Origin of the sequence: Ferrovum myxofaciens, from assembly GCF_013181415.1 — a bacterium.
GTDB classification, from domain to species: domain Bacteria; phylum Pseudomonadota; class Gammaproteobacteria; order Burkholderiales; family Ferrovaceae; genus Ferrovum; species Ferrovum myxofaciens.
The window spans coordinates 920,574-947,224 of sequence record NZ_CP053676.1; the positions used below are offsets into that span (position 1 = coordinate 920,574).

The window sequence follows — 26,651 nt, forward strand, 5'->3', positions numbered from 1 at the left end:
GTGATTATTGGGCATTGCGATCTATTTCCTGGTGCAGCGCGCGACTATCCTCCTGCACTGCGTCCGCTGCTTTCTTTGCCTGATTTGAACGCGCCACCGCGACAGCCAGTTCGGCGTCGACTTGCGCTTCTTCTGCCAATTGCTTTGCAAGCACATAATTTTTCGCTACCATTGCCTGCTCCGCAGCATCCAGTTTCTCTTTCGCAGACTTGATTTGAAGCGGTGCATACTCGGTTCCTCCAGCGCTGCTTGCGTTACTGACTGCGGTTTTGGAAATAGCCATCTGCGCTGTAGGCGGTGGAGTGCTCGCACAACCCGCCACCAGAATGGCAGCGCCCATGATCACGCCAATTCTGCGCAGTATTTGATTTGATTTTATGTAGTGAAAATTTCTCATCATTTTTATCCTTATAGAGTTAAAAGCAAAACATGATCGTTGTAACGAACATCATCCCGCAATTGAAACAATTTCCATTTCCGCAGGACCGCCGATTCACAGGAGTCACAGCACGGGCCAATTATGCACATGTACCCACGTCTGCTGAACCGCAGGCGGCAACTGGTCCATATGCTTCAAAAAAAGCGCAAGCGTCCAGATCTGTCGGTCGCTGAGTGAGTCCCGAAATGAAGGCATGCCCGTCAGACGAATACCGTGCTTGATTTTCCAGAATGAATAGCCTTCCGGATCATCTTCAACCCCATCGATCGCAAGTTGCGGGGGTTTTTGATAAAGTCCTTTCGCTATGGGCGATGCCGGTGCAACCCCCTTTGCAGTACCGTGACAAACTGCACAGTTTTGAGCGAATAGATAAACGCCCGCCATGAGGTTCTTATCAGTCAATGCCACCGGATTTTGTTCTTTCGGGGCATCGTGGCGCAGGGTTGCTTTCAAAGAGGTATGAGCCATCCACGTCTCGAGGCCACCGGGTTTTGCATCGGCATTAGCCGGAATAAGCCCGCTTTGCACCAGAACATAAGCGCCGCTCAGAACCACGACCAGCGTCAACACCACTCCTGAAGCCATAACTTTCAACATCACAATCCCTCCCTACCATGGCAAACCGACCAATCGTACTCGCAGATGTGCCCGACATTCCATTGGGTTTACCCGGAAAATACAAAACTTAACGGATCCATTTAACCTCTGTTTTAATATAGAGGCTGTGCGTTAACACACATAACTGCCACGGCCCGGCAATGGGGAGTTATTACGCAGGCACGCTCTCAACGGTGATCAACCCCACAGGAAAGTCCGCCAGCAATTCTGCGATGGTCAGACACCAACCAGACCGCCACTGATGCGGCTTCAATACCTTCCCTGTGAAGACACAGGTATATCGGTTATCCTGTCGATGAAAAGGCAGGTCCACTGTTGTATTCCCCCAAATCTTTTCTCCCAGAGGGAGTGTATCGGCAGCGCTCGGCAATTGTGCGAAGAAACGCGGCGCCAGCGTAATAACCATGTGCCTGCCATCAATACGGGCATAAGCGCACAAATGAACCGCATGTTCTCCCTTGACGGGCAGACGCAAATATTTCCCTTTCTGAAACACATCTGGCCAGCGCTTCCGTAATGCCAGCGCTGATCTTATGATCAGCAATTTGGCCTGCCCATCTTCCAAACCATCACATAACGCACGTACCCCTGCAGTGCGTTGCTGCGACGTTTTGCTTTCGAGTTTCTGCAACGCATCGAGCATCCTTTGGCGGATGCCGAAGTCGACGGGTCTCCGATTGTCCGGATCTACCAAACTGAAATTCAATAATTCGCAACCCTGATAAATATCCGGCACGCCTGGCACAGTCAACTTGATCAAGGTCTGTGACAGACTGTTGAACACGCCCATCCGTGCAATCAGCCGCTGAAAAGGCAGAAAATCCGTCATGAACGAACTTTTCACGGGCGAATTTACCAGCGCATCCGCAAATCCCAATAGGGCATCCTCAAAGACCGTATTGGGATTTATCCAACTGGTATGAACTTTGGCCTCACGCACCGCCTTGATCAAATATTCCGCCAACCGAACACCCAAGTCGGCGATTTCCTTTGCATCCGGCTTACCTGAGGGCCAGATCCCCAACAGGGTCTGATAGATGAAATATTCATCGTTAGGTGTGGGTATCAACCGCCCATCCACCAGACGTTTGAGACTGCGGTTGGCAGAGCGCCAATGGCGCAGGGCGAGCCGCCAGGCAGCCGGCATTTCAGACAACACATTGAGGCGGGCACGCACATCCTCGCTACGCTTGGTATCGTGCGTGGAAGTGGTCAACATCCCATGGGGCCAATTCTTTGCCCGCAACCGATTGGCTCGGTGGAATGCAGTAAGGGTCACTCCAAATCGACTCGGATCGCCACCAACTTCGTTGAGCGACAGCAAGCGGTTATAGAGATAAGAACTGGTATCCTCCAGTCCTTTCGCTTTGACCGGACTGGTAAATTGCTGGAATTTCATGGCAAATGCAAGCACCTGGTCAGAGTACGCGGGCAATTTTCCCTCGACTGCAACAAGAGTGAGTACATCATGTAGAAAATCAAAGATGGTGGTGTCCGCTGCTTTGCTTCTGCGTTTGGCCTCTACGGTAGCCTGCTCGACATTAATGAGGTCTTCTGCCATAACCTCACGGGCATTAATGTAACCACGGTACACCGGAAAACAGGCAACCATTTCAGCCAGAGCCATACGCAATCCATTCAACGTGTAATCACAGGTATGACGGTCGGCTTCAGCGATTTTAGAGAGCAGGTTGGCCAATACATTCAACTCCCCGGACAGCGCAGTCTTGATGACGAGCCTCTTGGACTCGTAGAGCAGATCATCAAAATCCACATGTTCCCCGATGAAGTTATTGTAAAGGCGCTTCATACGCTCGGCGGCGCTGGTCACCACAAACAACCCATTGACCAGATTAGTGAATTCATATCCCGTAGTCCCATGTACCGGCCAGTCGGCACGCAAATCCTCATGGTTCGCCAGAACTTTTTCCACCACCACATAAGGCGCATAACCGATGCGTTTGCATTGCTCAACCAACTTGAAAAAATAGGCCTTCGGGTCATACAGTCCGTCCGGGTGATCCAGGCGCAAGCCATCCAGTTTTCCTTCCTGAACCAACCGCAGCAATAGTTGGTGGGTAGCATCGAAAACCTCGTCGTTCTCCATACGCAACCCGGCCAGATCATTGATATCAAAAAATCGCCGGTAATTGATCTCATCCGAAGCCACTTGCCAGAATGCCAGTCGGTAAGCTTGTGCTTCAATCAAATTGTGAAATCGGTCGAAACCGGAGGATTCGCCTGCCGTACCGTTATAGAATTTCAGGTTTTCTTCGATAAACCAGGCGATATCCGCAGAACCATTAACGAGACCGCCAAGGTGACGTTTATGAACTTCCTTGTCTCGTCTGCGCTCCACCTGACGCTCGAGCAAACCCTCGGCACGGGAAGGAAGATTCCGGAAGGCAGTAACCAGGCTCTGGTATTCCATCCATAATGAATTGTCTTGCCCCAACCGTGCGCCCAAGGTATCCATGCGATACGTCAGGATTTGTGGATACTCGGAGGGATCTACCGGAAAGCGGTGCTCGTAATAATAAATCGTGAATTCGCCACGGCCTGCATCAAAGCACAATTTTAATTCGGCATTCTCCAGCACCGTCCCATAATGGTTAGCCAATACCGGTAATACCACCTTGCCGCGCAATTCAGTCTTGATCGGTGCCCAGTCAATATCGAAAAATCCGGCATAAACAGATGCTTGACCATTCTCCAGAACATCCAGCCACCAGGCATTGTCTCCGCCCTGCACACCCATGTGATTGGGAACCACATCGAGCACTTGCCCCATGCCGTGTTCGGCAAGGGTAGCGCAGAGCAACTCAAACTCCGGGTACGTGCCGATCTCGGGATTCAACTGGTTGTGATCGATGATATCGTAACCGTGCAGACTTCCCGGTCGCGCCTTGAGGTAGGGTGAAGCATACAGGTGTGAGATGCCCAGCGCGCTCAGGAAGGGTACGATTTTACGGGCCTGATTGAAAGTGAAAGCGCGATTGAATTGCAGGCGATAGGTAGACAATGGAATACGTGGACTGCGTGTTTGTGGCAGGTCGGTCTGCTGTGATGTGGCCTTTCCGGCGTTGGTTCGTTCGATAGCAATGAACTCGACAATGCGTCTCAACCGCAAGTCGTCGCGCCATTCTTCCAGATTGATGGTCAAGCGCCGTCGCCAATTTGGATAGGCATCACGGGTGCTACCGGGCAAATTGACCTGATCCATCTGACCAAAAACATCCTCGAGCCAAATCATCATTACCTGCGCCGGTGTTCTGGCCAGAAAACGATGTACCGCGCCCACCAATTCCGGCGACATGTCCGGATTGCCCCCCGGATGCAGGTTGCCCCCCTCCTCCAGCAACCCCTCGCGTTCGAGAGCCATGAGCAATGCAGCACGGTCATGCACCCGTGCCATCACCTGTTCCTGCTGCATGTTTTCGCCGGGAAAAAGCCCTAGCATTGTACGTGTGTCAATATCCTGCCCATGCCAAAAGCCGTAGAGGGTAGGCAAATCATGAGTAGTCACCGTTACCAGAGACTGCACGGGATAATCAGCGGGGGGTATGAACCCCCCTTGCTCGTCACGGGAAAAAAACAGTACGCGATAGCACAATATGCCCACATCTTGCAGTCGTTCGCGCAAATGATCCGGCACGCTACCCAGATCTTCCCCGATGACCAGACAACAGTTCCGCTGGCTTTCCAGCATCAAGATACCGAGCAGGTCATCGAAGGGATAATTCACATAGGTACCGGCCACGGCAACATCGTCCTGTGGAATCCAAAATAACCGCATCAGTCCCATGACATGGTCGATACGCAACGCACCCACATGGCGCATATTGGCGCGCAGCATCTGAACAAAAGGCGCATAAGCTGCCGCACGCAAGCGTTCCGGTATCCAGGGGGGCAATTCCCAATCCTGACCGTTCAGGTTGGATTCATCCGACGGTGTGCCGATGCTGGCACTGAGCGCATAATCGTCCTGGTTGGCCCACACTTCCGCGCCACCGCGATTCACGCCTACCGCCAGGTCCCCATATAATCCAACCCCCAACCCCAGGGCCAGCGAAGTTTTTTTAACCGCATCAAGTTGCAGGTGCGCCAGCCACTGCTGATATTCGTAATACTCGATCTGTTCCAAATGATCCTGCGTGAAAGCAGCAACCGCCTGCGCTGCCGGGTCGCGGTAGGCTTCTGGCCATACCGGCCAACCCCCTATAGTACTGGCATCCTGCTTCTGAAAATGTGCCTGTAACGCTTCAAACAGTGCATAGCGCCGCAGGCTTTCCAATCCATTCCACTGAAATTCTCGGAACTGCTGTCCACGTTCGCTATTCTCTTTCAGGTGCCGTTCTCTGAAGTGCCGATACAGGCAGTCAAGTATCGTCTGCTTGGCCTCCATGACTTGGGAATAATCCACCAGTTCCTCAGAGCGTAACGCACGTAAGCGGGCCTGAAACCTTTCGTCCTCAACCATGGAGCGGGCTTCATCACATTCGGTAAAATCTTCTACCGCTTCCAGGTCCAGATACAAGATATTGAGGAACAGACGACTGGATGGACTGTACGGGCTGGCATGGGCCGGATTGCCTGGAAATAAAGCATGCAGTGGATTGAGACCGATAATATCCATGCCTGCCTCACTGGCCAGTTCAACCATCATGCGCAAGTCGGTAAAGTCGCCGATACCCCAATTACGCTGCGAGCGGACGCCGTAAAGTTGCAGAGCGGCTCCATGGATTCGCCCCCCATCGGCGAGTACTGTGGGCTGGTAGCAGGTAGCAGGTACAACGATCAAAGACATGCAGGTTTCCACCCCCTCGGGGGTACGCACGGTTAGCCGGTGATAGCCTGGTTTCGGACAGTTAGGCAACTGTAGCAAGCCACGCTGATACTGCTCGTCATCGATCTGATGACTGCCCGTGGCTTCAAGATTCACCGGCCGGAACTCTCCCTCTTCACGCATGCCATCTTCCTGCGTCAACTGCCACCGATATAAGTCAGACCTGCACGTAGAAGGAAATGCAACCGGTACCGCAACGGTCTTTGTCGCCGCTCGCACGACCCATACGGGCGGTAGCAAGTTACGCCATGACCGCGCCTCATGTTCAGCCAGAATGGTAGGCAAATCGCCATCCAGCTTCACCCCCATCGCAGTGAGCAAAGCGCGTTGCGTGGCTGGCTTGGTGTGACAGAGATCACCCTTCAGGTCTTGATAGTGCGGCGCGATACCCTGCAACTCGGCCAGTTGTACGAGCGCATCCTTGGAATTCATAGTTGGGTTTCCTTGATAAACCAAGCCGCGCACCAGGGGGGCATACGCCCGGCAGAAAGGAAACCAGACAGATCGACTTGGCTCAGGTAGAGTGGAGCGCCGTCAAGATGCAAGGGGCCTTCCATTGGTTCATCCCCCAGATTGGTCAACAACGTCAGTTGCGTGCCATCCCCCAAACCCCAACGCACGATCAGCCCCGTCGCTCCAATCAGTTCAAATCCAGCACCCCCATGAATACCCGGCAAGTGTGGCATGATCTGTGTACGTCGCAATGCCAGTAAACGTTGGTAATATTCCAGCCAAGCCTGATGCCGGGATTGATTCAAGCAGTCCCAATCAAGTTTGCACCCTTCGAAGGTGGCCAAATCGTTGGGATCTGGAATACTCGCCAGCGCAGCGGGGTCGGTAAAGGCACGAAAACCGGAAAATTCGCGTCGTCGCCCCTCAGTGACCGTACTGGCCAATTCACCCTGGAAATCGCAGAAAAACTGAAAGGGCGTTGCCGCAGCGAATTCTTCGCCCATGAATAGCATCGGTGGGGATGGGGCCAGCAGTAATATAGCCAGCGCCACTTGCAGCGATTTTTCTGGGGCCAACCGGGCCATACGTTCGCCGTAAGCGCGATTGCCTATCTGGTCGTGGGTCTGGGTGAAGTTGATGAACGCACTGAGCGGCAAGTGTCGGCTTGGTTCGCCACGCAGTTGCCCGGCACGAAAAGCAGAAGGCTCGCCCTGAAAAGCAAAGCCTTCCGCCAGACAACGGGCCAGATGACGGGTTGGCTGATCAGCATAATCCGCATAGTAGCCATCCGATTCACCAGTCAGCAATAGATGCAAGGCGTGGTGGCAATCGTCATTCCACTGGGCGGCAAGGGTTCCTTGTTGTAAATAACTGGCAATATTGGCATCGTTTTCCAGTATCAGGTGCACTTGCCGGGTGCTTCCAGGTCCTGCCTGTACAACCGCAGCCAGTTCAGTCACGATATCCGGTCGGCTGTTGTCGGCAATGGCGTGCACTGCATCGAGCCGCAACCCGTCGAAATGGTATTCCTCGAGCCAGTACAATGCGTTATGAATGAAAAAATCGCGGACCGTGCGGCTGTCCTTGCCATCAAAATTGATGGCCGCGCCCCACGGCGTATGATGGCGATCACTAAAGAATTGCGGGGCATAAGCATGAAGATAATTGCCCTCCGGTCCGAAGTGGTTGTACACCACATCCAGCAATACCATCAATCCACGTGCATGAGCGGCCTGCACCAGTGTCTTCAGGTCTTCTGGCGTGCCATAACTGTGGTCGGGCGCAAACAGCAGCACTCCATCGTAACCCCAGTTCCGTGCTCCCGGAAAATCTGCAACGGGCATCAACTCGATGGCAGTAATCCCCAGTTCCACCAGGTAGTCCAGATGCTGCAAGGCAGCCGCGAAGGTACCTGCGCTCGTGAATGTACCCAGATGCAGTTCGTAGATGACCGCTTCATGCCAGGGGCGCCCCTGCCAGGCATCGTCCTGCCAGATAAAAGCAGTGGCATCGACCACCTGGCTGGGGCCGTGTATGTCCTGAGGATTGGCACGCGATGCCGGATCAGGGATATCCAACGCATCATCCAATCGATAATGATAGAAGGTTCCAGGTTGCGCCTGTGGTGGCGAAGTCTCGATTTGAAACCAACCGTCTGCAAGGGAGTGCATCGGCAAAATGGTTTTTTTTCCATCGTCCTGTTTCAGGATCAACTCAACCTGTCGTACCGCAGGTGCCCATAGGCGAAAACGTATATTTCCACCTGGCAGCAGATGGGCCCCGAAAGGCATGTCATGAGAGCTTCTCATTGCGTCTTGCTTTGTTTCAGGAGCATTAGACTCCGTCCATGTACAGAACAGTTTTGTCCGACTGAATGGTGGGAAATTTCGGGTTTGCCCCTGCGCTCAAAAGTATCGAGCAACACCTCCCAACAGGAATGCTCACCAAACTCTGGCAGTGTAAAAGCAATGTCCTCATGATACGCATTGATCAGCAACAACAGATTGTCGTCGATCAGACGCTGCCCCTGTTCGTCGGTTTCAAACAAGGAGTCGCCGATCAGGTGCAAGCCCAGACAACGTGAAAATGGCTGGTTCCAGTCATCATCACTCATCTCTGTGCTATCCGGTTTAAGCCAAAGAATATCTTTTACATCACCGCCGCGAATGGAGCGTCCCTGAAAAAAATAGCGCCGTCGCAGCAGGGGGTGCTTGAGGCGCAAACTGATAATGCTCCGGGTGAATTCGAGCAAATCCTGATCCTGTGGCTTAAGTTCCCACGATAGCCAATTAATTGCATTATCCTGGCAGTAGGCGTTGTTATTGCCTTGCTGGGTACGGCCCATCTCGTCCCCGGCAACCAGCATGGGAACTCCCTGTGAAAACAATAGGGTGGCGAGAAAATTGCGTTTCTGGCGGGCGCGCAAGGCATTGATTTCGGGATTGTCGGTTTCTCCCTCGATGCCGCAATTCCAGGAATGATTATTATCGTTCCCATCGTGGTTGTCTTCCTGATTGGCCTCGTTATGTTTGGTGTCGTAGGTCACCAGATCATGCAAGGTAAAACCATCGTGTGCACAAATGAAGTTAATGCTGGCATGGGGTTTGCGTCCGCTACGTTCATACAGGTCGCTGGATCCCGTCAATCGTTGAGCCAACTCTCCCAGCAGTCCGCCATCGCCTTTCCAGTAAGAGCGAATGCTGTCACGATACTTGTCGTTCCATTCCGCCCAGCCCATCGGGAAATTTCCCACTTGATATCCCCCTTCGCCCAGATCCCAGGGTTCGGCAATCAGTTTGATGGTGCTCAGCACCGGATCCTGACGGATGGTATCGAAGAAGGTTCCCAGTTGGTTGACTTCATGCAAATCTCTGGCCAGTGCAGAAGCCAGATCGAAACGGAAACCGTCCACATGCATCTCCAGCACCCAATAGCGCAGGCTATCCATGATCAACTGGAGCACGCAGGATTGCTGCATGTCCAGAGTATTACCACAGCCGGTATAATCCTTGTAATAGCGAGGGTTATCAGCCATCAGGCGATAATAAGAAACATTGTCGATACCCCGTAAGGACAGGGTCGGACCCATTTGATTTCCTTCGACGGTGTGGTTGTAGACCACATCCAGAATGATCTCGATGCCCGCCTTATGGAGCGTCTTCACCATGGTTTTAAATTCGCTGACATTGCCGCTCGCCGAATAACGGGCATCCGGAGCCAGGAAACCGATCGAATTATATCCCCAGTAATTTCGCATCCCTTGTTCCACCAAATGGCGATCGTCGAAGAAGGTATGGATCGGCATCAGTTCAACCGTTGTCACGCCCAGACGTTTGAGATGTTCGATGGCCGGCCCCATCGCCAACCCGGCGTAGGTACCACGGAACTGGGCGGGAATATCTGGATGTTGCATGGTAAATCCCTTGACATGCAACTCGTAAATCACCATATCCTGCCATTGAATGTCCGGAGATTGATCATTCCCCCACAGGAAGGTCTGATCAATGACCCGGCACTTCGGCATGAAACTGGCGTTGTCTCGGCGACTAAAAGAAAGATCCTCTTGTTTGCTGCCGATGCTGTAACCAAAATGTGCATCGTTCCAGATTGGTGTCCCCACGATATCCTTCGCATAGGGTTCTATCAACAGTTTGTTCGGATTGAACCGATGCCCATCCTCTGGACGGTAAGGTCCATGCACCCTGAAACCATAAAGCGCGCCGGGACGAAGTTCGGGCAGATAGCAGTGCCAGACGAAATCGCTGCGCTCTTTCAATTCGATACGCTGAATTTCGCTCTTTCCCTTCGGATCGAACAGACACAACTCCACCTTTTCGCCATGCTCGGAAAAAATAGCGAAATTCACACCCTCGCCGTCCCAATGTGCGCCGCGTGGATAGGGACGACCTGGCCAGACTGACGATATGGGTTTGTTCATGGTGAGTTCTCACTGTTGAAATATTCGTGTCAAACACGGTTGCTCATAAAAAACGTCTATCCGGCAGTGAGTTGTGATCACCTACTGCGGTATATCCCTGTGTACGAGCGCCAGGATTCCAAGCAATGGAATGATTACCCAATCCGGGCGATTGTCAAGTTCGTAGCGTACTTCGTAAAGTGCCTTTTCTAGCAAAAACAGGTCCAGCAAGCCGTGCGTCGAGGACTGCTCTGAGAACAGGCTGGAATCCTGCACCGCTTCATCGTAAGCCGCGAGAAAAACACGCCCGGCTTCGGCTTCCCAGTCGTTGAGCAAGGCTTCAAACATCGCCAAATCTTCGGGTTGATCTGCACGGACATTCACCAGTGCGGTGTGAGCGACATAGTCGAAGGATCGCAGCATACCGGCCACATCCCTCAAGGGCGAGTGCTTATGGAGACGTTCGGCGAGGGGACGGGCAGGTTCTCCCTCAAAATCGATGAACATGAAATCATTCTGGGTGAGCAGGACCTGCCCCAGATGCAAATCACCGTGGTAGCGTGTTTTGACTGCCTTGATCGGTTCAATAACACAGGCTTGAATACGGTCAGCAAGTTCTTTTCGCTGCGTGAGCAAGGTTTTTGCGGTTTCTTGAGCATTTCCTGACAGATTTTCTGCATGAAGTTCCAGCAGATCCAGCGTGGTTACGGCTTCTGCTTGCAACTGCAATACCCAGTCCGCAAGATCGGTAGCTGAAATCGGTTCGGGGTCGAAAGCCAAATCCCCGGTCACTTTACCCAGTGCATTGTGCAGTTCACCCGTACGCTGACCCAGCGTGCGCATCAGAATCAGATAGGCACTATGATGCGTCTGCGCCATTATTTTGGCCGGTTCAACTGCGGTGTGCGCGTCTTCCAGGAATCGATTCAGGTAGTCCAGCGTGTAACTCCAGCAGTCACCCTGGTTTTCGATATAACTTTGTAACAAGGCAAGTGTCATGTTGTTGCCATTGCTGCCTTGATACTCGATGATGCCGAGTACCGGTATCGTATTGGGGAAGTTGGCCACATCAGTTAAAAAACGCCCGATTTCAAACTCGGGTTGCGTCCCGATTTGCAAATGCCGATAGCCTTTCAGGAAAAACTTTTCATCCAGCACGACAACGGTATTGCTGCCCTGTGTGCTGGGCTGTCGAACGGATAGTTGAGCAGAAGATACCTCGCCTGCGAGTACCGAGAATGCTTGGGTCGTCGAGAAGTTTATGACACCTTGTTCACAAGGCAGCGTTTGACGCGCGCCCATGGCCTGCACCAGAAACCTGCAGAATTCCGGGTCCGCAAACGCATCGCACAGGATTCCAACTTTTGCCTGATGTCGAACTTTGGCTACGGTGGCAGACATCATAGCGTGCAAACGCTCCTCGTCGCCATTTTCCCATGCCAGCGAGAGGGGGATAAAATAAACCAGAGGTTCTTCCACTGCCCCTTCAATACGAAACAGGGTTATCAACGAGAGGGATTTCGCATTCTCCCACCGGGCATAATCATCGATGACCACCCGTCGCACCCCTTCGCCTTTGGACCCATACCACCGTTGCGTTGCAATAAAATGTGGCAATACGTCTTCTTCAAGTTGGGCACGAACCGTCTCTGCCATGGCAACATGCCAGTGTTCGACCCGCTCGCGAAAGAAACTCTGCAAGCCTTTGAACAATACCAGGGTCGGCAATTCATCGGGAAGCAATTGTTCTACATGCTCTACCGAAACCTCTTCGTCTCTGGTCAGCAGAAACCAATAATAATTATATCCGGACAATGTGAGGAGGTAGGGTAATTGACCAATGGGCGGAAAAACCGCTCGGCCCATTAGTTCCACCGGTACATATCCCTTATAAGCCGAAAGATCGAGTTCCACTGCTTGCGCGTTACGTGACAGGTTGCTGACGCACAAAATGATGTCATTCTCGTATGACCTTAAATAGGCGAGTATCTTGCGATTGACGGGGTGTAAAAAAACCAGTGTCCCGCGCCCAAATGCCCGATGGTTTTTGCGCAGTGCCAGCACACGCCGCATCCAGTTCAACAGCGAACCCCGTTCCCGCAACTGTGCCTCCACATTCACGGCTCCGAAGCCATACTCCAGGTCCATGATGGGCGGCAGGTACAGGCGCTGCGGATCAGCGCGGGAGAAACCGGCATTGCGATCCGGACTCCATTGCATAGGTGTGCGCAGACCGTTACGATCTCCCAGAAAAAAATTGTCCCCCATGCCAATTTCGTCCCCGTAATAGAGGCAGGGAGAGCCTGGCATGGACAGCAACAAATTATTCATCAATTTGATTTTATCTATTTCATTCCCCATCAGGGGTGCCAGTCGGCATCGAATGCCGATGTTCAGGCGCGCGTGGGAATCGCCGATGTATATCTGATACATGTAGTCACGTTCTTTGTCCGTGACCATTTCCAGGGTAAGCTCGTCGTGGTTACGCAGAAAAATGGTCCATTGACAGGTTTCTGGAATACTCGGGGTTTGCCGGATGATGTCAACGATAGGATGACGGTCTTCCTGAGCGATGGCGATGTACATTCGCGGCATGAGGGGAAAATGATAAGCCATGTGACATTCATCACCATCACTGAAGTAGTCTCGTACATCTTCCGGCCACTGATTGACTTCAGCGAGAAAGACGCGGTTGGTGTAATGCGCATCGAGCACCTCACGCATTTGTTTGATCACGGCATGCGTACCCGGCAGATTTTCGTTTTGTGTTCCTTCTTGCACGCACAGATAGGGAACCGCATCCAGACGCAATCCGTCCACCCCCAGATCCAACCAAAAACGCATCAGTTTAATGACCTCTTTCACCACCCTGGGATTGTTGAAATTGAGATCGGGTTGGTGGTGAAAGAATCGATGCCAGTAATAGGCTTGTGCTTCATCATCCCAGGCCCAGTTGGATTTCTCGGTATCACTGAAGATGATGCGCGTCTCTGGAAATTTCTGGTCCGTATCGCTCCATACGTAAAAATTCCGTTTGTTCGACCCGGCGGGTGCCCGACGGGCAGCTTGAAACCAGGGGTGCTGATCGGAAGTGTGATTGATGACCAATTCCGTGATGACCTTGAGACCACGATGGTGCGCTTCTTTCACGAACTGCCTGAAATTGGTCATCGTGCCGTACATGGGATGGATATTGCGATAATCGGATATGTCATACCCGTCATCGCGCATGGGCGAAGGGTAAAAGGGTAATAACCAGAGTGTATTTACCCCTAAATTCTGAAGATAATCAAGTTTCCGAATCAACCCGGCGAAATCTCCCGTGCCATTATCGTCACTATCAAAAAAAGCCTTGATGTGCAGTTCGTAAATAACAGCATCCTTATACCAGAGCGGGTCTTCCATCCATTCCGGGTTGTCCACGGACAGGGGAGAGTCATTGGCCTTGGTCTCATTCATAGCGCGCGCTCACAGGAAGTAGTCAAAGTCATGTTCGGTATGTACGTGCCGACGCAATTTGAAAATATGTGCAGGCGCCACCTGAGGATTGATTTCAACGTAGTTGAGCGCGCCATTCCACAAATAGCACGCAGCCGTCAGCAGATCCTGGGCCTGATAAGAGCGATCCGCCTCCAGCCCAAGCCTGTCCAGCGGCAAGGTAATCCAGCCGGATTGGGTATGATGCGGATCCAGATTGACCACCACCAGAATGATTTCAGCGTTATCCGGTGTGGTTTTTGCATAACACAGCAGATTGTCATTATTTACCTCAAAAAACTGCAAATGGTGATCCTGTTGCAGCGCTACGTTTTCCCTGCGGATACGGTTCACCCGCGTGACGAAATCTCTCAGGCTGTCTGTACGATCAAGCGCCCAGCGCCGCACTTGATATTTCTCGGAATCGAGGTATTCTTCTTCACCTGGAGCGCGGGGCGAAGCTTCCATCAACTCGTAAGCCGGGCCATAGATACCATAATTTGCGCCCAGCGTACTCGCCAGCACCAGACGCAGCATAAACGCCGGACGACCACCGAACTGCAAAAATTCAGCCAGAATATCGGGCGAATTTGGCCACAGATTTGGTCGGAAATAGTCGCGTACTTCGGTTTGGGTGAGTTCGGTGAAATACGTCTCAAGTTCTCGTTTTGAATTGCGCCAGGTGAAATAAGTATAGGACTGACTGAAGCCTGTCTTGGCAAGATGGTAGGCAATTTTCGGCCGGGTAAAGGCTTCCGCCAAAAAAATCGTTTCAGGGTGTACGCGCTTGACTTCGCCAATCAGCCATTCCCAAAACAGGAAGGGTTTGGTGTGCGGATTATCCACCCGGAATAGGTAAACCCCTTGCTTGATCCAGAACAGAACCACATCCAGAAGTTCCTGCCATAACCCTTGCCAGGCATCGGTTTCAAAATTAAATGGAATAATGTCTTCGTATTTTTTAGGTGGATTTTCAGCATACTGGATACTGCCATCCGCACGATGGCGAAACCATTCCGGATGCTCTCGCACATAAGGATGATCGGGGGAACACTGAAAAGCCATATCCAGCGCAATATCCATACCCAGTTCTCGCGCTTTTATCACCAGGCGCCGAAAGTCTTCCAGCGTGCCAAGTTGCGGATGAATCGAGGTGTGCCCCCCCTCCTCCGCACCGATCGCCCACGGGCTGCCTACATCCGTGTCACTGGCTCCCAACGTATTATTTTGGCCCTTTCGATGAGTCAAACCGATCGGATGAATGGGGGGCAAATACAGCACATCGAATCCCATGTCTGCGATATAGGGCAACCGCTTTTGACATTCAGAGAAACTCCCGTGCTCTTGGTCATTGCCGACACAGGAACGAGGAAAAAACTCATACCATGTGCTGTATCGTGCTTTTACCGGCTCAGACCATACGCTGGGCAGATGGGGATAGTCCGATGCCAGGCTCCGGTCGGAATAGTGCTGCATCAGGCTGGCCAAAGTCTCAGAACGAGCCAGAAGGGCACCTGCATCCGGTGAGACCGTCCGCATTTTTCCGGCAAACCTTTGGAGTTGCCCCTGATGTTTACCCATGGCACGCGTCGCAGCCTCTTCCACCAACCTTGCACCGACCAGAAGTGTCTGAGCAATATCCTGAGCGTCATTGCGAAGCACGAAGTCATGCCGCCAGGAAAAAAAATGGTCGATCCAAGCGGTGATTGTGTAGACATATTGACCCAATTCCTTGAGCGGGAACGATGCGTGCCAACGATCATTCCCCAAGGGACACATAAAAATCTCATGCCAGTCAGGATCCTTGTCATGTCGGTAGCGCAACACACAATTCACAGCATCATGACTGTCGGTGAAGGCATCGGCCTCCACCACCAACGCCTGACCGATGACCCGCTTGACTGGAAAGCGCCCGAACTCGATTTCCGGTTGTACGTTATCGATGATCACACGCCGCCTGCCGTCAAGTTTGTGTCCGTCCATCATGACCCATCCCCTGGTTTAAAGAAGAGAACAGCCAGGGGAGGCAGACGCAGCATCAGCGAATGGTACATTTCGCCTGCAGAAACGGGACCGGCTTCAACGCCCCCCAAATTCCCCACGCCGCTGCCACCATAAAGTTCACTATCGCTGTTGAGCACTTCGTGCCAGTAACCACCGCCAGGCACGCCGACCAGGTAATTTTCACGGATGACGGGGGTAAAATTGCAAACCACCAACAGCACATCGCCAGCGCCATAGCCACGGCGCAGGAAACTCACCACACTTTTTTCCGCACTGTTACACTCTATCCATTGAAAACCATCGCGGCTGAAATCTTGCTGATAGAGTGCCGCTTCACTGCGGTAAAAACGGTTGAGATCTTCGACCCAGCGCCGCAATCCGGCGTGCAACGGATATTGCAGTACAGACCAGTCCAGACTTTCTTCGTGCTGCCACTCACTCTTCTGTCCAAATTCGCAGCCCATGAACAACAGTTTTTTGCCCGGATGCCCCCACATATAGCCATATAACAAGCGCAGATTGGCAAACTTCTGCCATTCATCACAGGACATTTTTCCAATCAGCGAACCTTTGCCGTAAACTACTTCGTCATGGGACAAAGGCAAGACGAAGTTTTCTGAAAATGCATACCAAATACTAAAAATGATTTGTGTATGGTGGTATTTTCGGTTGATCGGATTTTCTGAAAAATATTCCAGAGTGTCATGCATCCACCCCATATTCCATTTCAGACCGAAACCCAGACCACCAAAATTGGCGGGACGGGAAACCATGGGCCAGGCAGTGGACTCTTCGGCAAACGTCTGGGTATCCGGATAATCACGATAAATCGCATCATTCAGGTTACGCAAGAAAGTGACTGCATCCAGATTCTCCCGTCCACCATTGCGGTTAGGAATCCACTCACCTTCCTTGCGGCCATAATCCAGATAAAGCATTGATGTCACTGCATCGATGCGCAGTCCGTCAATATGATATTTATCAAGCCAGAACAGGGCACTGCTGGTGAGAAATGCACGTACCTCATTTCGACCATAATTGAACAATGAACTATGCCAGTCCGGTTGATAGCCCTGACGCGGATCGGCATGCTCATACAGAAAAGTCCCATCAAAATGACCGAGGCCATGAGCATCGGCAGGAAAATGTGCGGGCACCCAGTCCAGAATCACGCCAATGCCCTGCTGATGCAAGGTATCTACCAGTAACATGAAATCCTCTGGTGGACCGTAACGCGCCGTTGGTGCAAAATAGCCGATGGTCTCGTAGCCCCAGGAACCGTAAAAAGGGTGTTCTGTCACCGGCATGAATTCCACATGGGTGAAATTCAATTCCACAAGGTAACGCGGCAACCACTCTGCCATCTCACGATAGGTGAGAGAACGGTTGCCCTCTTCGGGAACGCGCCGCCAGGAACCCAAATGTACTTCGTAAATGGAAAAAGGCGCGTTCAGCCGGTTTTTCTCTCCGCGCACCCGCATCCAGTCAGCATCATTCCAGGCATGATCCAATTCCCAAACACGGGAAGCAGTTAAAGGCGGTTTTTCCCAGTAGAGCGCAAATGGATCACCCTTGTCGGCTGTTTTTCCATCGCGGGAAAGGATACTGTACTTATACGTCGCTCCGACTGTGACATCCGCAATGAATCCTTCCCAAATCCCCGATCCATCATCACGGAGACATAGCGCATGGACGGTGGCATCCCAATAATTGAACTCGCCGATCACCGAGACACTCACCGCATTCGGTGCCCATACGGAAAACCAGGTACCTTTTACGTCTTCAAGGGTAATACAGCGCGAACCAAGTTTTTCATATAGACGAAAATGATCGCCTTGCTTGAACAAATAAACATCGAGATCCGTAAACATGCCCGACTTTGGAACGGGCACGCCAAGATTCGTCAACCCAGGCATTTTTTTCTAGCCTGCTTTACTTCGAATCAACTTTTAAATTATTGTGTACTGCCTTCACCGATTCCACGTGTGTCGCAAGTGTCGTGGCCCATGCGGACTCTTTCGCGCTACTGACGGTTCCAGTCAAATCCACAACACCGTGATCGGTGCGAACGCTGATGTCGCGCCCTTTTATTCCTTTGTCCTCAGCAAAACTTGCCTTCACTTTGGTGGTGATGGTCGCATCATCCAGATATTGACCGGCAGTATCGGTGGAAGAATCCACCGCATAGGAGAAAACGGGCGTAAGCAACCCCATGACCAGAATAAGAGCTCCGGCAAACCTGATACCCACAACGGTTTCTTTGACTTGATTTTTGTTCATGATGAACTCCTGACAATGGGTTGGTAAAGATCCAGTTGTCATCATTCACTTTCATGTTCGAACTTTCTGTACGCTGGCGAACATACCCATGGCGGAACACGTGGAAACTCTCGTCCCCAGTTTTTTCGGTTGCAGCAGGAAAGAAGGTTACTTGCCGCGCAGATCCCGGACAAGTGACAATCTTGTGGGATCAAAAGTCGATATGCAAACGCAGTCCGTATACATCGATCGGACCGCGTAGTTGATTGTACGCGGGATTGGCAACGTGTTGCCAGTCTGCCGTCAGGTGAACACCGTCCACGATGCCCCACTTGTAGTAAGTTTCCAGCACGTACTCAGGCGCATACATCAGGTAGCCATCGCCGATGAACAAATCATAATTGCCCGCCGTCAAAAAGGCCTGGCGTGCACCGCTGATCTGGTTGAGCGCCCAGCCCAGCCCAATGCCATCCCTGCTGCGCCCCCAGTTCTGTCCATCCAGGGAAAGACCCGCGCTGAAACTACGGTCCACTTCCGTGAACGCCATGGACTCGTTGCTTCCCCCCGTCCAGAAGGCGCGGGCAAACAAACCCACCCCAGGAGCCAAAGCCTGTTGCAGATTGAGTCCTCCCCCTCCCCGTATGGCATTGTATCTGGGCTGATTCGCAATGAAGATCCCGGTTTGGTTGAGGTAGGAACCAAAATTGGCCAATTGCATGCGCCCCTGGTACATCAGCAATTTGAGAGCCCCTGTGTCCCAACGCCGTTCAATTTCTCCATTGACTCCAAAATGTTCGCCCATGGCCGGATCAAGGGCCAGTTGATTGGGCAGGACGGGCATGGCAAACCAGCCGAAACGCGCAGACCAGCGATCCCAGGTCAGTTCGCTTGAAGCACCCCAGGTATACCCTCGAGAATCTGCTGCATAATCGTAGGCACAGGAGGTCATGAAGCACCAGTTGAGAAACTGGTCGTCGCTCTTGTGGGCGTAAGCATTACCGTCAAAATAGGACAGCACATCCACTTTTCCGATGGTCCAGGTTAAACGGTGGGAATCCACCGCCCGATCGAACTGATGGCTGGCCATGGGCAAGGAATCGCTTTCTCCACCAAAGTTGACTACCCGCGTGTAAAACCCCAAGGCGAGGTAGGTCACGAAGGTATTGGTCATGTAGCGCTGCATGTCGTTATTGGTCAATGCCCCCAATCCCCCTGCATTGCTGAGGGGTATTCCGCGTATGGTTTCCTCACGAAACCAGAATTCTCCCTGGTTCCCTAGATCAAAACCCAGTTGCAGACCAAGAATATTCGAGAAAGAATTCTCGGGAGTGGACAGAAAACTGTTCGGTCCGCTGGGACGGGCAGAAGGAAAGGAACCATGGTATTGGTCGATGAAAGTTTCATCCCCCTGAACCACCCAGGGCGGCGCGTGTTCCTCCTTGCCATCGTCCCCCCCAAAACTCCAGAGTTCGGCGTGGGACTGAAGGGAAATGAGGCAGAGCAACAAGCACAGGACACGACCGAAAGCGCGCCCCAACTCAAGGTAAACGATAGCACCAAAAGAGCCACGGATGTGGTCAGCGTGGGCACTGCCGGTGACAACTGTCGCCGCTGACTTACATTGCTTTGTAGACATGGGGAGAATTCCATGGGGTTTTTGTGTGCTTGGAAGCGACAAGTTGTCGCCCCCAAGACCGGTTTTCTAGAACGGACGGTCACTGTCCATGTGCATCGGGACCAAAACACCGAATAAAGCACTACCCCCACCAATGTCCTGGCTGGTCTGGCCAGCGCGAAGTTCTGGAAAAGTCCTGTGCACTTCGGAAAACCGGATCAGATTCGAAGGAATACGGCCGGTGAAAAAATGTATTACCTTGTTCAGATTGAAAGTCATGATGACACCTCGCACAAATGCGTCCGCCATGCAGGACGGACAAGCAATGCGTTGATCGGAAACGTCGTGCAAAGAACCGAGCAACTGAGCGCAACCAAACTGCCCCGGCGGCATCGGTAAGACACGACATATGATTTACGACCGTGAGGAGGTGTTCAGGGCAACCCGTTTTAAACAAACAAGGGTATGCCGAGGATACACCGTCCCGCTGCATCAGCGAGACGGTGGCGGGAGTCTTGAAGACAGTGCCTACGCTTTCGCTGATTTAGCTGACGCGGTCAAGATACTAGAGCAACTGTCCAAGATTTCTCCCTGGAGAATGAGACAGGCGAATTCTAATGCTTTGCATCATCAAAGTCAACGACTCCACAATATTTTGTTAGCGCAAAGTGGCGTAGAGGTGGGCGCAGATCCACTTGATTCCCATCAAGAGAACGCGTCACAAAAACTCGTCAGCTGCGTAGCTGCTGTGAGGGGATTCATCACTTCTATTCCGTCGCGCACAGGATAGGTTGCGCCCACTGGCGCGACCAAAAGCTTACGCGTGGCACCGACGTCGGCAGCGGCCAGATGAAAACCTTTCGACACTGCAGGTGCTGATGAACGCTTGATTTCAATCACCCAAGTTTCACCATTGCGAAAGCTCATCACCAGATCAGCCTCGGCACCATGCGAAGTTCGGTAGAAACTGGCCTCGGCTTGGGGCGCGGCGGCGATAAGTTGTTCGATGACAAACCCTTCCCAACTTGGCCCGGCTACCGGGTGACTCAGTATCGACTCCAAACGCTCCAAGCCAAGCAATGCATGGGTAATGCCGCTGTCACGCACATAAACCTTGGGCGCGCGCACCAGCCGCTTGCCCACATTGCCATGCCAAGCGGGCAGGCGACGGATCAACATTAAATCGCACAACACATCAATGTAACGCGACACCGTCTGGCCACTCACGGCAAGCGATGCAGCGAGTTGCGACTGGTTGAGCAAACCACCCTGCAAATGAGCCAGCATGGTCCACAGACGACGCAGCGTTGTGGTCGGGATCTTCGGACCCAGCGCTGGAATGTCCCGCTCCAAATAGGTAGCGATAAATGCCTCGCGCCAGCGCAGACTGCTCGTTTCATCATGTGCCAACCAGGATAAAGGAAAGCCACCACGCACCCAAAGCGAGTTAAGTGCGGGTCCCGGCGCATCCGTGGGCAACACTTCACAGGCATGGAAGGGCGTGAGTTCCAGTTGCGCAACCCGCCCAGCCAAACTCTCACTGGCCTGCTGCAGCAACACGCCAGTAGCAGAGCCAAGCAACAGGAATTGCCCCGACGCTTCACCGTCCCGGCGACGAATATCAATGACCCCACGCAGCACCGCAAACAATTCAGGTAAGCGCTGTACCTCATCCAGGATAACCAGCCGATTGCGCTGGGCAAGAAGAAAACTTTCAGGATCATCCATCTGCCGCTGAGCCGAGGGCAGCTCCAAATCAAGATAAATAGCATCACCGCGTCGTGCCATTTCGGCTAATGCCAATGTGGTCTTGCCTGCCTGGCGCGGCCCAATGAGCACCACTGCAGGAAACTGGGCCAGAAAAGTCAGGAGTTTCTTCTGTACATAACGAGGATTCATCCGTGTAATTTACCATGCATATAATTAATTTGCACGGTTGTTTTGAATTTTAATATGAAATCAGTATGGGAGCCTCTACGGTGGTTATCTCGAACCCATGTTCGGGTTGCGCGGGAAAACAGTCGGCAGGGATGGCGCACAGCGCCACCTCGCAAAATTGCTGCCTCTGGGGCTGTTGGCATTGGTGGTTGGGCATGTAAATCAATCTATTTGCTATTATATTGACATAAATTAACAGTTGGCGCATTATTGTTGACATAAATCCTTGGTCTATCTCTCGATGCGCAAAAATATTGACACTCTTGCGACCCTGATTTTCAGTTCCGCCGAAGATCAGGCGAACGCACAACGCGTTTCCAGATTGGCTCGCGCTGGAAAATTGCGGGCAATTCATCGAGGCATCTACACCAGTGATCTGGAATCACCGCTTGAGCAAATCGTACGGCCCAACTGGCGCCAAATTGCCGAGCACCTTTATCCCGGATCGGTTCTTGGCTATCGTTCTGCCCAGGAAGGCAAGCCCGATCCAGAGGGGCGTATTTTTCTGGTTCAAGGCAATCGGGCACGACGCATTGAATTGCCCGGCCTGACATTGATGATCATCCCTGGTCCCGGCCCAATTTCAGGGAGGGAAGCTGCACTGAATGACACACCCTACGGCAAGCTGTTTGTTTCGTCCGAAGCTCGCCGTCTTCTGGAAAATCTTAATACGGGTCGAGATGCCGCAATACGAACGATGGGACGTGCTTGGGTCGAGTCGCAACTTAGTCGGCTTTGCACACTGCGCGGCGAGCACAAGGTCAACGACCTGCGAGATGCTACCCGTCAATTGGCAGAGATACTGGGAATGGATGCCCAGTTCAAAGCCCTGAACAGCATCGTCTCAACATTGATGCGAACCGGCAATGCTGGGCGCTTGGGTGCTGTCGATGCACTCGCTCGTGCTGCAGGAAAGCCGTACGACCCTGATCGCCTGATAATATTCGATGCGCTGTTTACAGAGCTTCGACAATCCTTCCCTCATGTGCCCGATCCAACAACACCCGGATTGAACACTACCAACTTCTCCTTCTTTGAAGCCTATTTCTCCAACTACATTGAAGGCACAACCTTCACGGTGGAAGAGGCCAGCGAAATTATTTTTGAAGGCAAGATAATCGAGAAACGTTCTGAGGATTCGCATGATGTGCTCGGTACTTATCAGGCCATCACTCGACAACCTTTCCGGTCAAACCCGCCGGGCAATGAGGATGAATTTTTGGAATGGCTGAAACTCGCCAACCATAGGGTGTTATCCAGCCGCCCAGATAAAAATCCAGGGCAATGGAAAGAAAAACTCAATCAAGCAGGCTCCACATTATTTGTTTATCCGGAATTGGTACAGGGTACCCTGCGTGAAGGATTCAAACGCATTGCGCTACTGGAAGATCCATTGGCCCGAGCATTGATGGCGATGTTTGTTGTAACTGAGGTACATCCCTTTGAGGATGGTAATGGTCGAACCGCCAGACTAGTCATGAATGCCTATCTGACTCAAGTATCTGCTTGTCGAATCATTATCCCGACGGCATATCGCGAAGACTATTTGCTACCCCTCAAAGCGCTATCCAGAAATACCGATCCAATTCCATTCGTCCGTTCAATGACTCGCACCCAGGCATGGTCGGCTGCTTTTGACTACAGTAACTTCCAAAATACCTGGAAGCAGATGGCTGAGTGCAATGCTTTTGCCGATGACACAGACCAGCACAAGCTGCTTCACCCTCACGAGATACGCAACCTTGTTGACAAAAACGCAACCGATAAACCGCCTTGATGACAGAGTAGTAACTTAATGCAATAGCAATAGCATATGCCATTCTGTGCTATAACCATCTGATTTGACTGGTCGGGGCGAGAGGATTCGAACCTCCGACCACCTGCACCCCATGCAGGTACGCTACCAGGCTGCGCTACGCCCCGAACTTGTTATTATGACACAGTCAGCGCGAAAGGAGAAGTAGGATTTCGTTCAATTCCGCGCGCAGTGTTTCGCCCATGGGCATTTTATGAATGAAAGGGCCTTCACAAAGACTCGGTTCATCAGGGTGATCTGGAACCAATGTCTGGGGGGTATTCATTTCTTCAGAGGGAGTGACTTCTTTTTCCTCAGGGAGACGGGAAACCGACTGCCGCCCATCTTTCCCCAGATGAGACAGTTCATGACGCGCACCCGTGATGGTAAAACCTCGTTCATAGAGCAAAGAACGGATATGCCGGATCAGTTCCACTTCACGGGGCTGATAATAGCGGCGATTCCCACGCCGTTTGACCTGGCGAAGTTGCAGAAACTCCTGTTCCCAGTAACGCAGGACATGGGGTTTGATATCGCATAACTGGCTCACCTCCCCAATGGTAAAGTAATGCTTGGGAGGGATGGGCGGAAGATCGCGTTCAGCGCGTTGAAGCCTTACCACGGCGTTCCTCTACCATGGACTTCAATTTCTGGCTGGCGTGAAAAGTCACCACGCGCCGCGCAGTAATCGGAATCTCTTCGCCGGTCTTGGGATTGCGTCCCGGTCGCTGGGGTTTGGTGCGTACCTGAAAGTTACCGAAACCCGAAAGTTTTACTTCCTTACCCGCTTCCAGTGAGAGACGGATTTCTTCAAAGAAGGACTCCACAAACGCTTTGGCTTCCCGTTTGTTCAAACCCACCCGCTCAAACAACTGTTCTGCGAGTTCTGCTTTGGTCAATGTCATATCCTGCTCCCTATCTCAAGACCGCACCGAAACGTCGTTCTGCGACCCCTATCAATTCCTGGCAAATCTGTTCCAATTCCCCTTCGGTGGAAGAGCGTTCCGTATCTTGGATTTTCACACAAAATGCCAAACTTTTCTTTCCTTCCTCCACTCCAGCCCCTTGATAAACATCGAACAACAGGATGTCTGCCACATTTTTCGGAGCCGCTGCACGCAGGGCATCCCACAGAGTCATGGCCGGGATACTTTCTTCCACCACCAAGGCCAGATCACGCCGTACAGGCTGAAAACGCGGTGTAGGACCATACTCGGGCCATGATTCCCGGGTCAAGGGGATCCATTCTAACTCAAACAACAAAGGCATGCGGGAAAGGTCATAGGAGGGACCCAAGCGGGGGTGTAACTCCCCCAACCACCCGATACTTTGCCCATTCCACCAAACCTCGGCAGAACGTCCGGGATGCAAGGCAGGATGTTGGGTTGAAACGAAACTTGCGCCAGACGGCAGAAGTTCTTCCACAACCCCCTTGAGATCGAAAAAATCGGCGGACTCGCTCTCGATCCCCCACTGTTCAGGAAAACGGGTTCCGTACCACAAACCACCTAAACGCAAGGGCTGAGCGCAAAGACCGTCCGTATCCCGGGCAGGAAGAAAACACCGTCCCCACTCAAAAATCCGCACCTGTTCCTGTTTGCGTTTGAGGTTGAATACCAGGGTTTCCATCAAGCCCACCGACAAGGTGGAACGCATGACGGCCAGATCCTGCGACAGGGGATTGAGCAAATTGAGGATCGAGGGTTGCATGGCCAGACGCTGCTCCCCTTCTGACGGAACAAAACTGTAGGTGATGACCTCTTGAAATCCGCGCGCCTGCAAACGCTGGGCGACAGTCTGCCGGGAGCGTTCACGTTCCGGCAGGTGGAGTGCCCTCAAAGGCGCCCTGGGCACCTGCATCGGGATCTGGTCGTAGCCCACACAGCGGGCTATTTCTTCCACATAATCCACTTCCCGTTCCAGATCCACGCGCCAGGTAGGTGCCGTAGCGGTCCAACCCACATCGTTTCCTTCCAGGCCAACGCCTAACCGGGTCAGGATTTGTCGCATCGTGTCCACCGCGACTTCAAAGCCCAATAAACGGCGCACACGATCAGGACGAACCCGCACCGGAAGTCGCCGGGGCAACTTTTCGGGGTGAACGAGATCGAGAATGGGACCCGCCTGCCCTCCGCCGGCATAGTCCAACAACAGTTGGGTAGCCCGTTCCAGGGCTTCCTGGGTAAGACTGGCATCTACGCCCCGTTCAAACCGGAAAGCGGCTTCTGAGGCCAACCCCAGGCGACGGGCACGCCCTGCCAGTGCCCCGGGAGAAAACCAGGCCGCCTCGAGAAAAATGTCCTGGGTTTGTGCAGAAACTGCAGAATTCTGCCCCCCCATGAGTCCTGCCAGAGCCTGGGGCCCCGCTTCATCGGCTACCACCAATAGATCCGCAGTCAATGCAAGAGTTTGGCCGGAAAGTACGGTGAGGGATTCTCCTTCCCGCGCCCAACGCACGGTGAGATTTCCGGTCAGTGCAGCATCGGCAAAGGCATGAAGGGGTTGTCCCAATTCCAGCATGACGTAGTTGGTCACATCCACCACCAGCGCCTTGGCACGCAGGCCAGCGCGTTCCAGACGACGCACCATCCAGTCCGGGGTGGGTTGGTCTGGCTGTTCGAGATGGATCACCCGTCCACCATAGCGTGCGCATCCTTCCCTTGCATCAATCTGGACGGTACGCGTACCAAATTCGGGATTTGCCTCTCTGGAAATGAAAATTGGGGGCGTGAGCGAACATTGAGTCAATGCGGCCACTTCTCTGGCCACCCCCCGCATACTCAAACAATCTGCCCGGTTGGGAGTTAGTTTGAGGGTAAATTGCTGATCATCCAGATCCAGCCAGACACGAAGGGATTGTCCCACCGGGGCCTGCGCATCGAGCGCAAGCAAGCCCTCGCTTTCTTCGTTCAAACCCAATTCCCGAGCCGAACACATCATGCCCTGGGATTCGATTCCCCGCACCTTGGCCGCCTTGATGGTCAAATCGCCGGGAAGGACCGCACCCACCAGAGCACAAGGGGCTTTCATCCCCACCGCTACATTGGGTGCACCACAAACGATGGGCAGGGGCTCAGAAGTGCCCACGTCCACCGTCAGACAATTCAGCCGATCGGCCTGAGGATGCTTCTCCACCGTCAGAATCTGGCCCACTACCACTTGATCAAAAGGAGGCGCGCAGGGGCTCAGGGCCTCCACTTCCAGCCCCCCCATGGTCAGGACATGGGCCAACTCGGCGGCATCGAGGTCTGGATCTACCCAGGTTCTCAGCCATGCTTCAGAAAATTTCAC

Annotated in this window: 15 protein-coding genes and 1 tRNA gene; 1 reads left to right on the forward strand and 15 read right to left on the reverse strand. The window is 52.7% G+C overall.

The window, feature by feature from the left end:
• Positions 1 to 4 precede the first annotated feature (4 nt).
• The 11 genes from HO274_RS04490 to HO274_RS04540 form a co-directional block, all read right to left on the reverse strand.
• The gene (locus tag HO274_RS04490) at positions 5 to 400 is read right to left on the reverse strand and encodes a DUF4398 domain-containing protein (protein ID WP_273121759.1); all 396 of its coding nucleotides are present in this window, start codon (positions 398 to 400) and stop codon (positions 5 to 7) included.
• Between the two features lie 102 nt (positions 401 to 502).
• Entirely contained in the window at positions 503 to 1,036 is a 534-nt protein-coding gene (locus HO274_RS04495) for a c-type cytochrome (RefSeq protein WP_051862068.1), read from the reverse strand.
• Between the two features lie 172 nt (positions 1,037 to 1,208).
• The gene (locus tag HO274_RS04500; RefSeq protein ID WP_273121762.1) at positions 1,209 to 6,335 is read right to left on the reverse strand and encodes a malto-oligosyltrehalose synthase; all 5,127 of its coding nucleotides are present in this window, start codon (positions 6,333 to 6,335) and stop codon (positions 1,209 to 1,211) included.
• Positions 6,332 to 8,146 carry a malto-oligosyltrehalose trehalohydrolase gene (gene treZ / locus HO274_RS04505; RefSeq protein ID WP_273121764.1) on the reverse strand — a complete coding sequence of 605 codons (1,815 nt, stop codon included), beginning with the start codon at positions 8,144 to 8,146 and terminating at the stop codon, positions 6,332 to 6,334. Before treZ ends, HO274_RS04500 begins: the two co-directional genes overlap by 4 nt.
• 14 nt (positions 8,147 to 8,160) lie before the next feature.
• Positions 8,161 to 10,293, reverse strand: coding sequence for a glycogen debranching protein GlgX (gene glgX / locus HO274_RS04510; RefSeq protein ID WP_273121766.1), 2,133 nt, complete (start codon positions 10,291 to 10,293; stop codon positions 8,161 to 8,163).
• 81 nt (positions 10,294 to 10,374) lie between these two features.
• A complete protein-coding gene (treS, locus tag HO274_RS04515; protein ID WP_273121767.1) occupies positions 10,375 to 13,731 on the reverse strand; it encodes a maltose alpha-D-glucosyltransferase in 3,357 nt (1,118 codons plus the stop codon).
• Positions 13,732 to 13,740: 9 nt separating this feature from the next.
• Entirely contained in the window at positions 13,741 to 15,735 is a 1,995-nt protein-coding gene (locus HO274_RS04520; protein WP_273121768.1) for an alpha-1,4-glucan--maltose-1-phosphate maltosyltransferase, read from the reverse strand.
• Positions 15,732 to 17,669 (reverse strand): 1,4-alpha-glucan branching protein GlgB, encoded by a 1,938-nt coding sequence (gene glgB / locus HO274_RS04525; RefSeq protein WP_273121769.1) that lies wholly within the window; start codon positions 17,667 to 17,669, stop codon positions 15,732 to 15,734. The genes HO274_RS04520 and glgB overlap by 4 nt, the downstream gene beginning before the upstream one ends.
• A gap of 16 nt (positions 17,670 to 17,685) precedes the next feature.
• Positions 17,686 to 18,033: a BON domain-containing protein gene (locus HO274_RS04530; protein WP_273121770.1), complete on the reverse strand. Its 348-nt coding sequence runs from the start codon at positions 18,031 to 18,033 to the stop codon at positions 17,686 to 17,688.
• Positions 18,034 to 18,223: 190 nt separating this feature from the next.
• Positions 18,224 to 19,648 (reverse strand): carbohydrate porin, encoded by a 1,425-nt coding sequence (locus tag HO274_RS04535; RefSeq protein WP_273121772.1) that lies wholly within the window; start codon positions 19,646 to 19,648, stop codon positions 18,224 to 18,226.
• A gap of 684 nt (positions 19,649 to 20,332) precedes the next feature.
• Entirely contained in the window at positions 20,333 to 21,526 is a 1,194-nt protein-coding gene (locus HO274_RS04540) for an ATP-binding protein (protein ID WP_273121774.1), read from the reverse strand.
• 1,186 nt (positions 21,527 to 22,712) lie between these two features.
• Here HO274_RS04540 and HO274_RS13520 point away from each other — a divergent pair.
• Positions 22,713 to 23,342 carry a Fic family protein gene (locus tag HO274_RS13520; protein ID WP_420537390.1) on the forward strand — a complete coding sequence of 210 codons (630 nt, stop codon included), beginning with the start codon at positions 22,713 to 22,715 and terminating at the stop codon, positions 23,340 to 23,342.
• A gap of 69 nt (positions 23,343 to 23,411) precedes the next feature.
• Here HO274_RS13520 and HO274_RS04550 read toward each other — a convergent pair.
• From HO274_RS04550 to pheT, 4 genes are all read right to left on the reverse strand, one after another.
• Positions 23,412 to 23,488 (reverse strand) — tRNA-Pro (locus HO274_RS04550).
• A gap of 20 nt (positions 23,489 to 23,508) precedes the next feature.
• Positions 23,509 to 23,982: a MerR family transcriptional regulator gene (locus HO274_RS04555; protein WP_273121778.1), complete on the reverse strand. Its 474-nt coding sequence runs from the start codon at positions 23,980 to 23,982 to the stop codon at positions 23,509 to 23,511.
• Positions 23,960 to 24,265 carry an integration host factor subunit alpha gene (locus tag HO274_RS04560; RefSeq protein WP_273121780.1) on the reverse strand — a complete coding sequence of 102 codons (306 nt, stop codon included), beginning with the start codon at positions 24,263 to 24,265 and terminating at the stop codon, positions 23,960 to 23,962. The genes HO274_RS04555 and HO274_RS04560 overlap by 23 nt, the downstream gene beginning before the upstream one ends.
• Before the next feature lie 10 nt (positions 24,266 to 24,275).
• Positions 24,276 to 26,651: a phenylalanine--tRNA ligase subunit beta gene (gene pheT / locus HO274_RS04565; RefSeq protein ID WP_273121782.1), complete on the reverse strand. Its 2,376-nt coding sequence runs from the start codon at positions 26,649 to 26,651 to the stop codon at positions 24,276 to 24,278.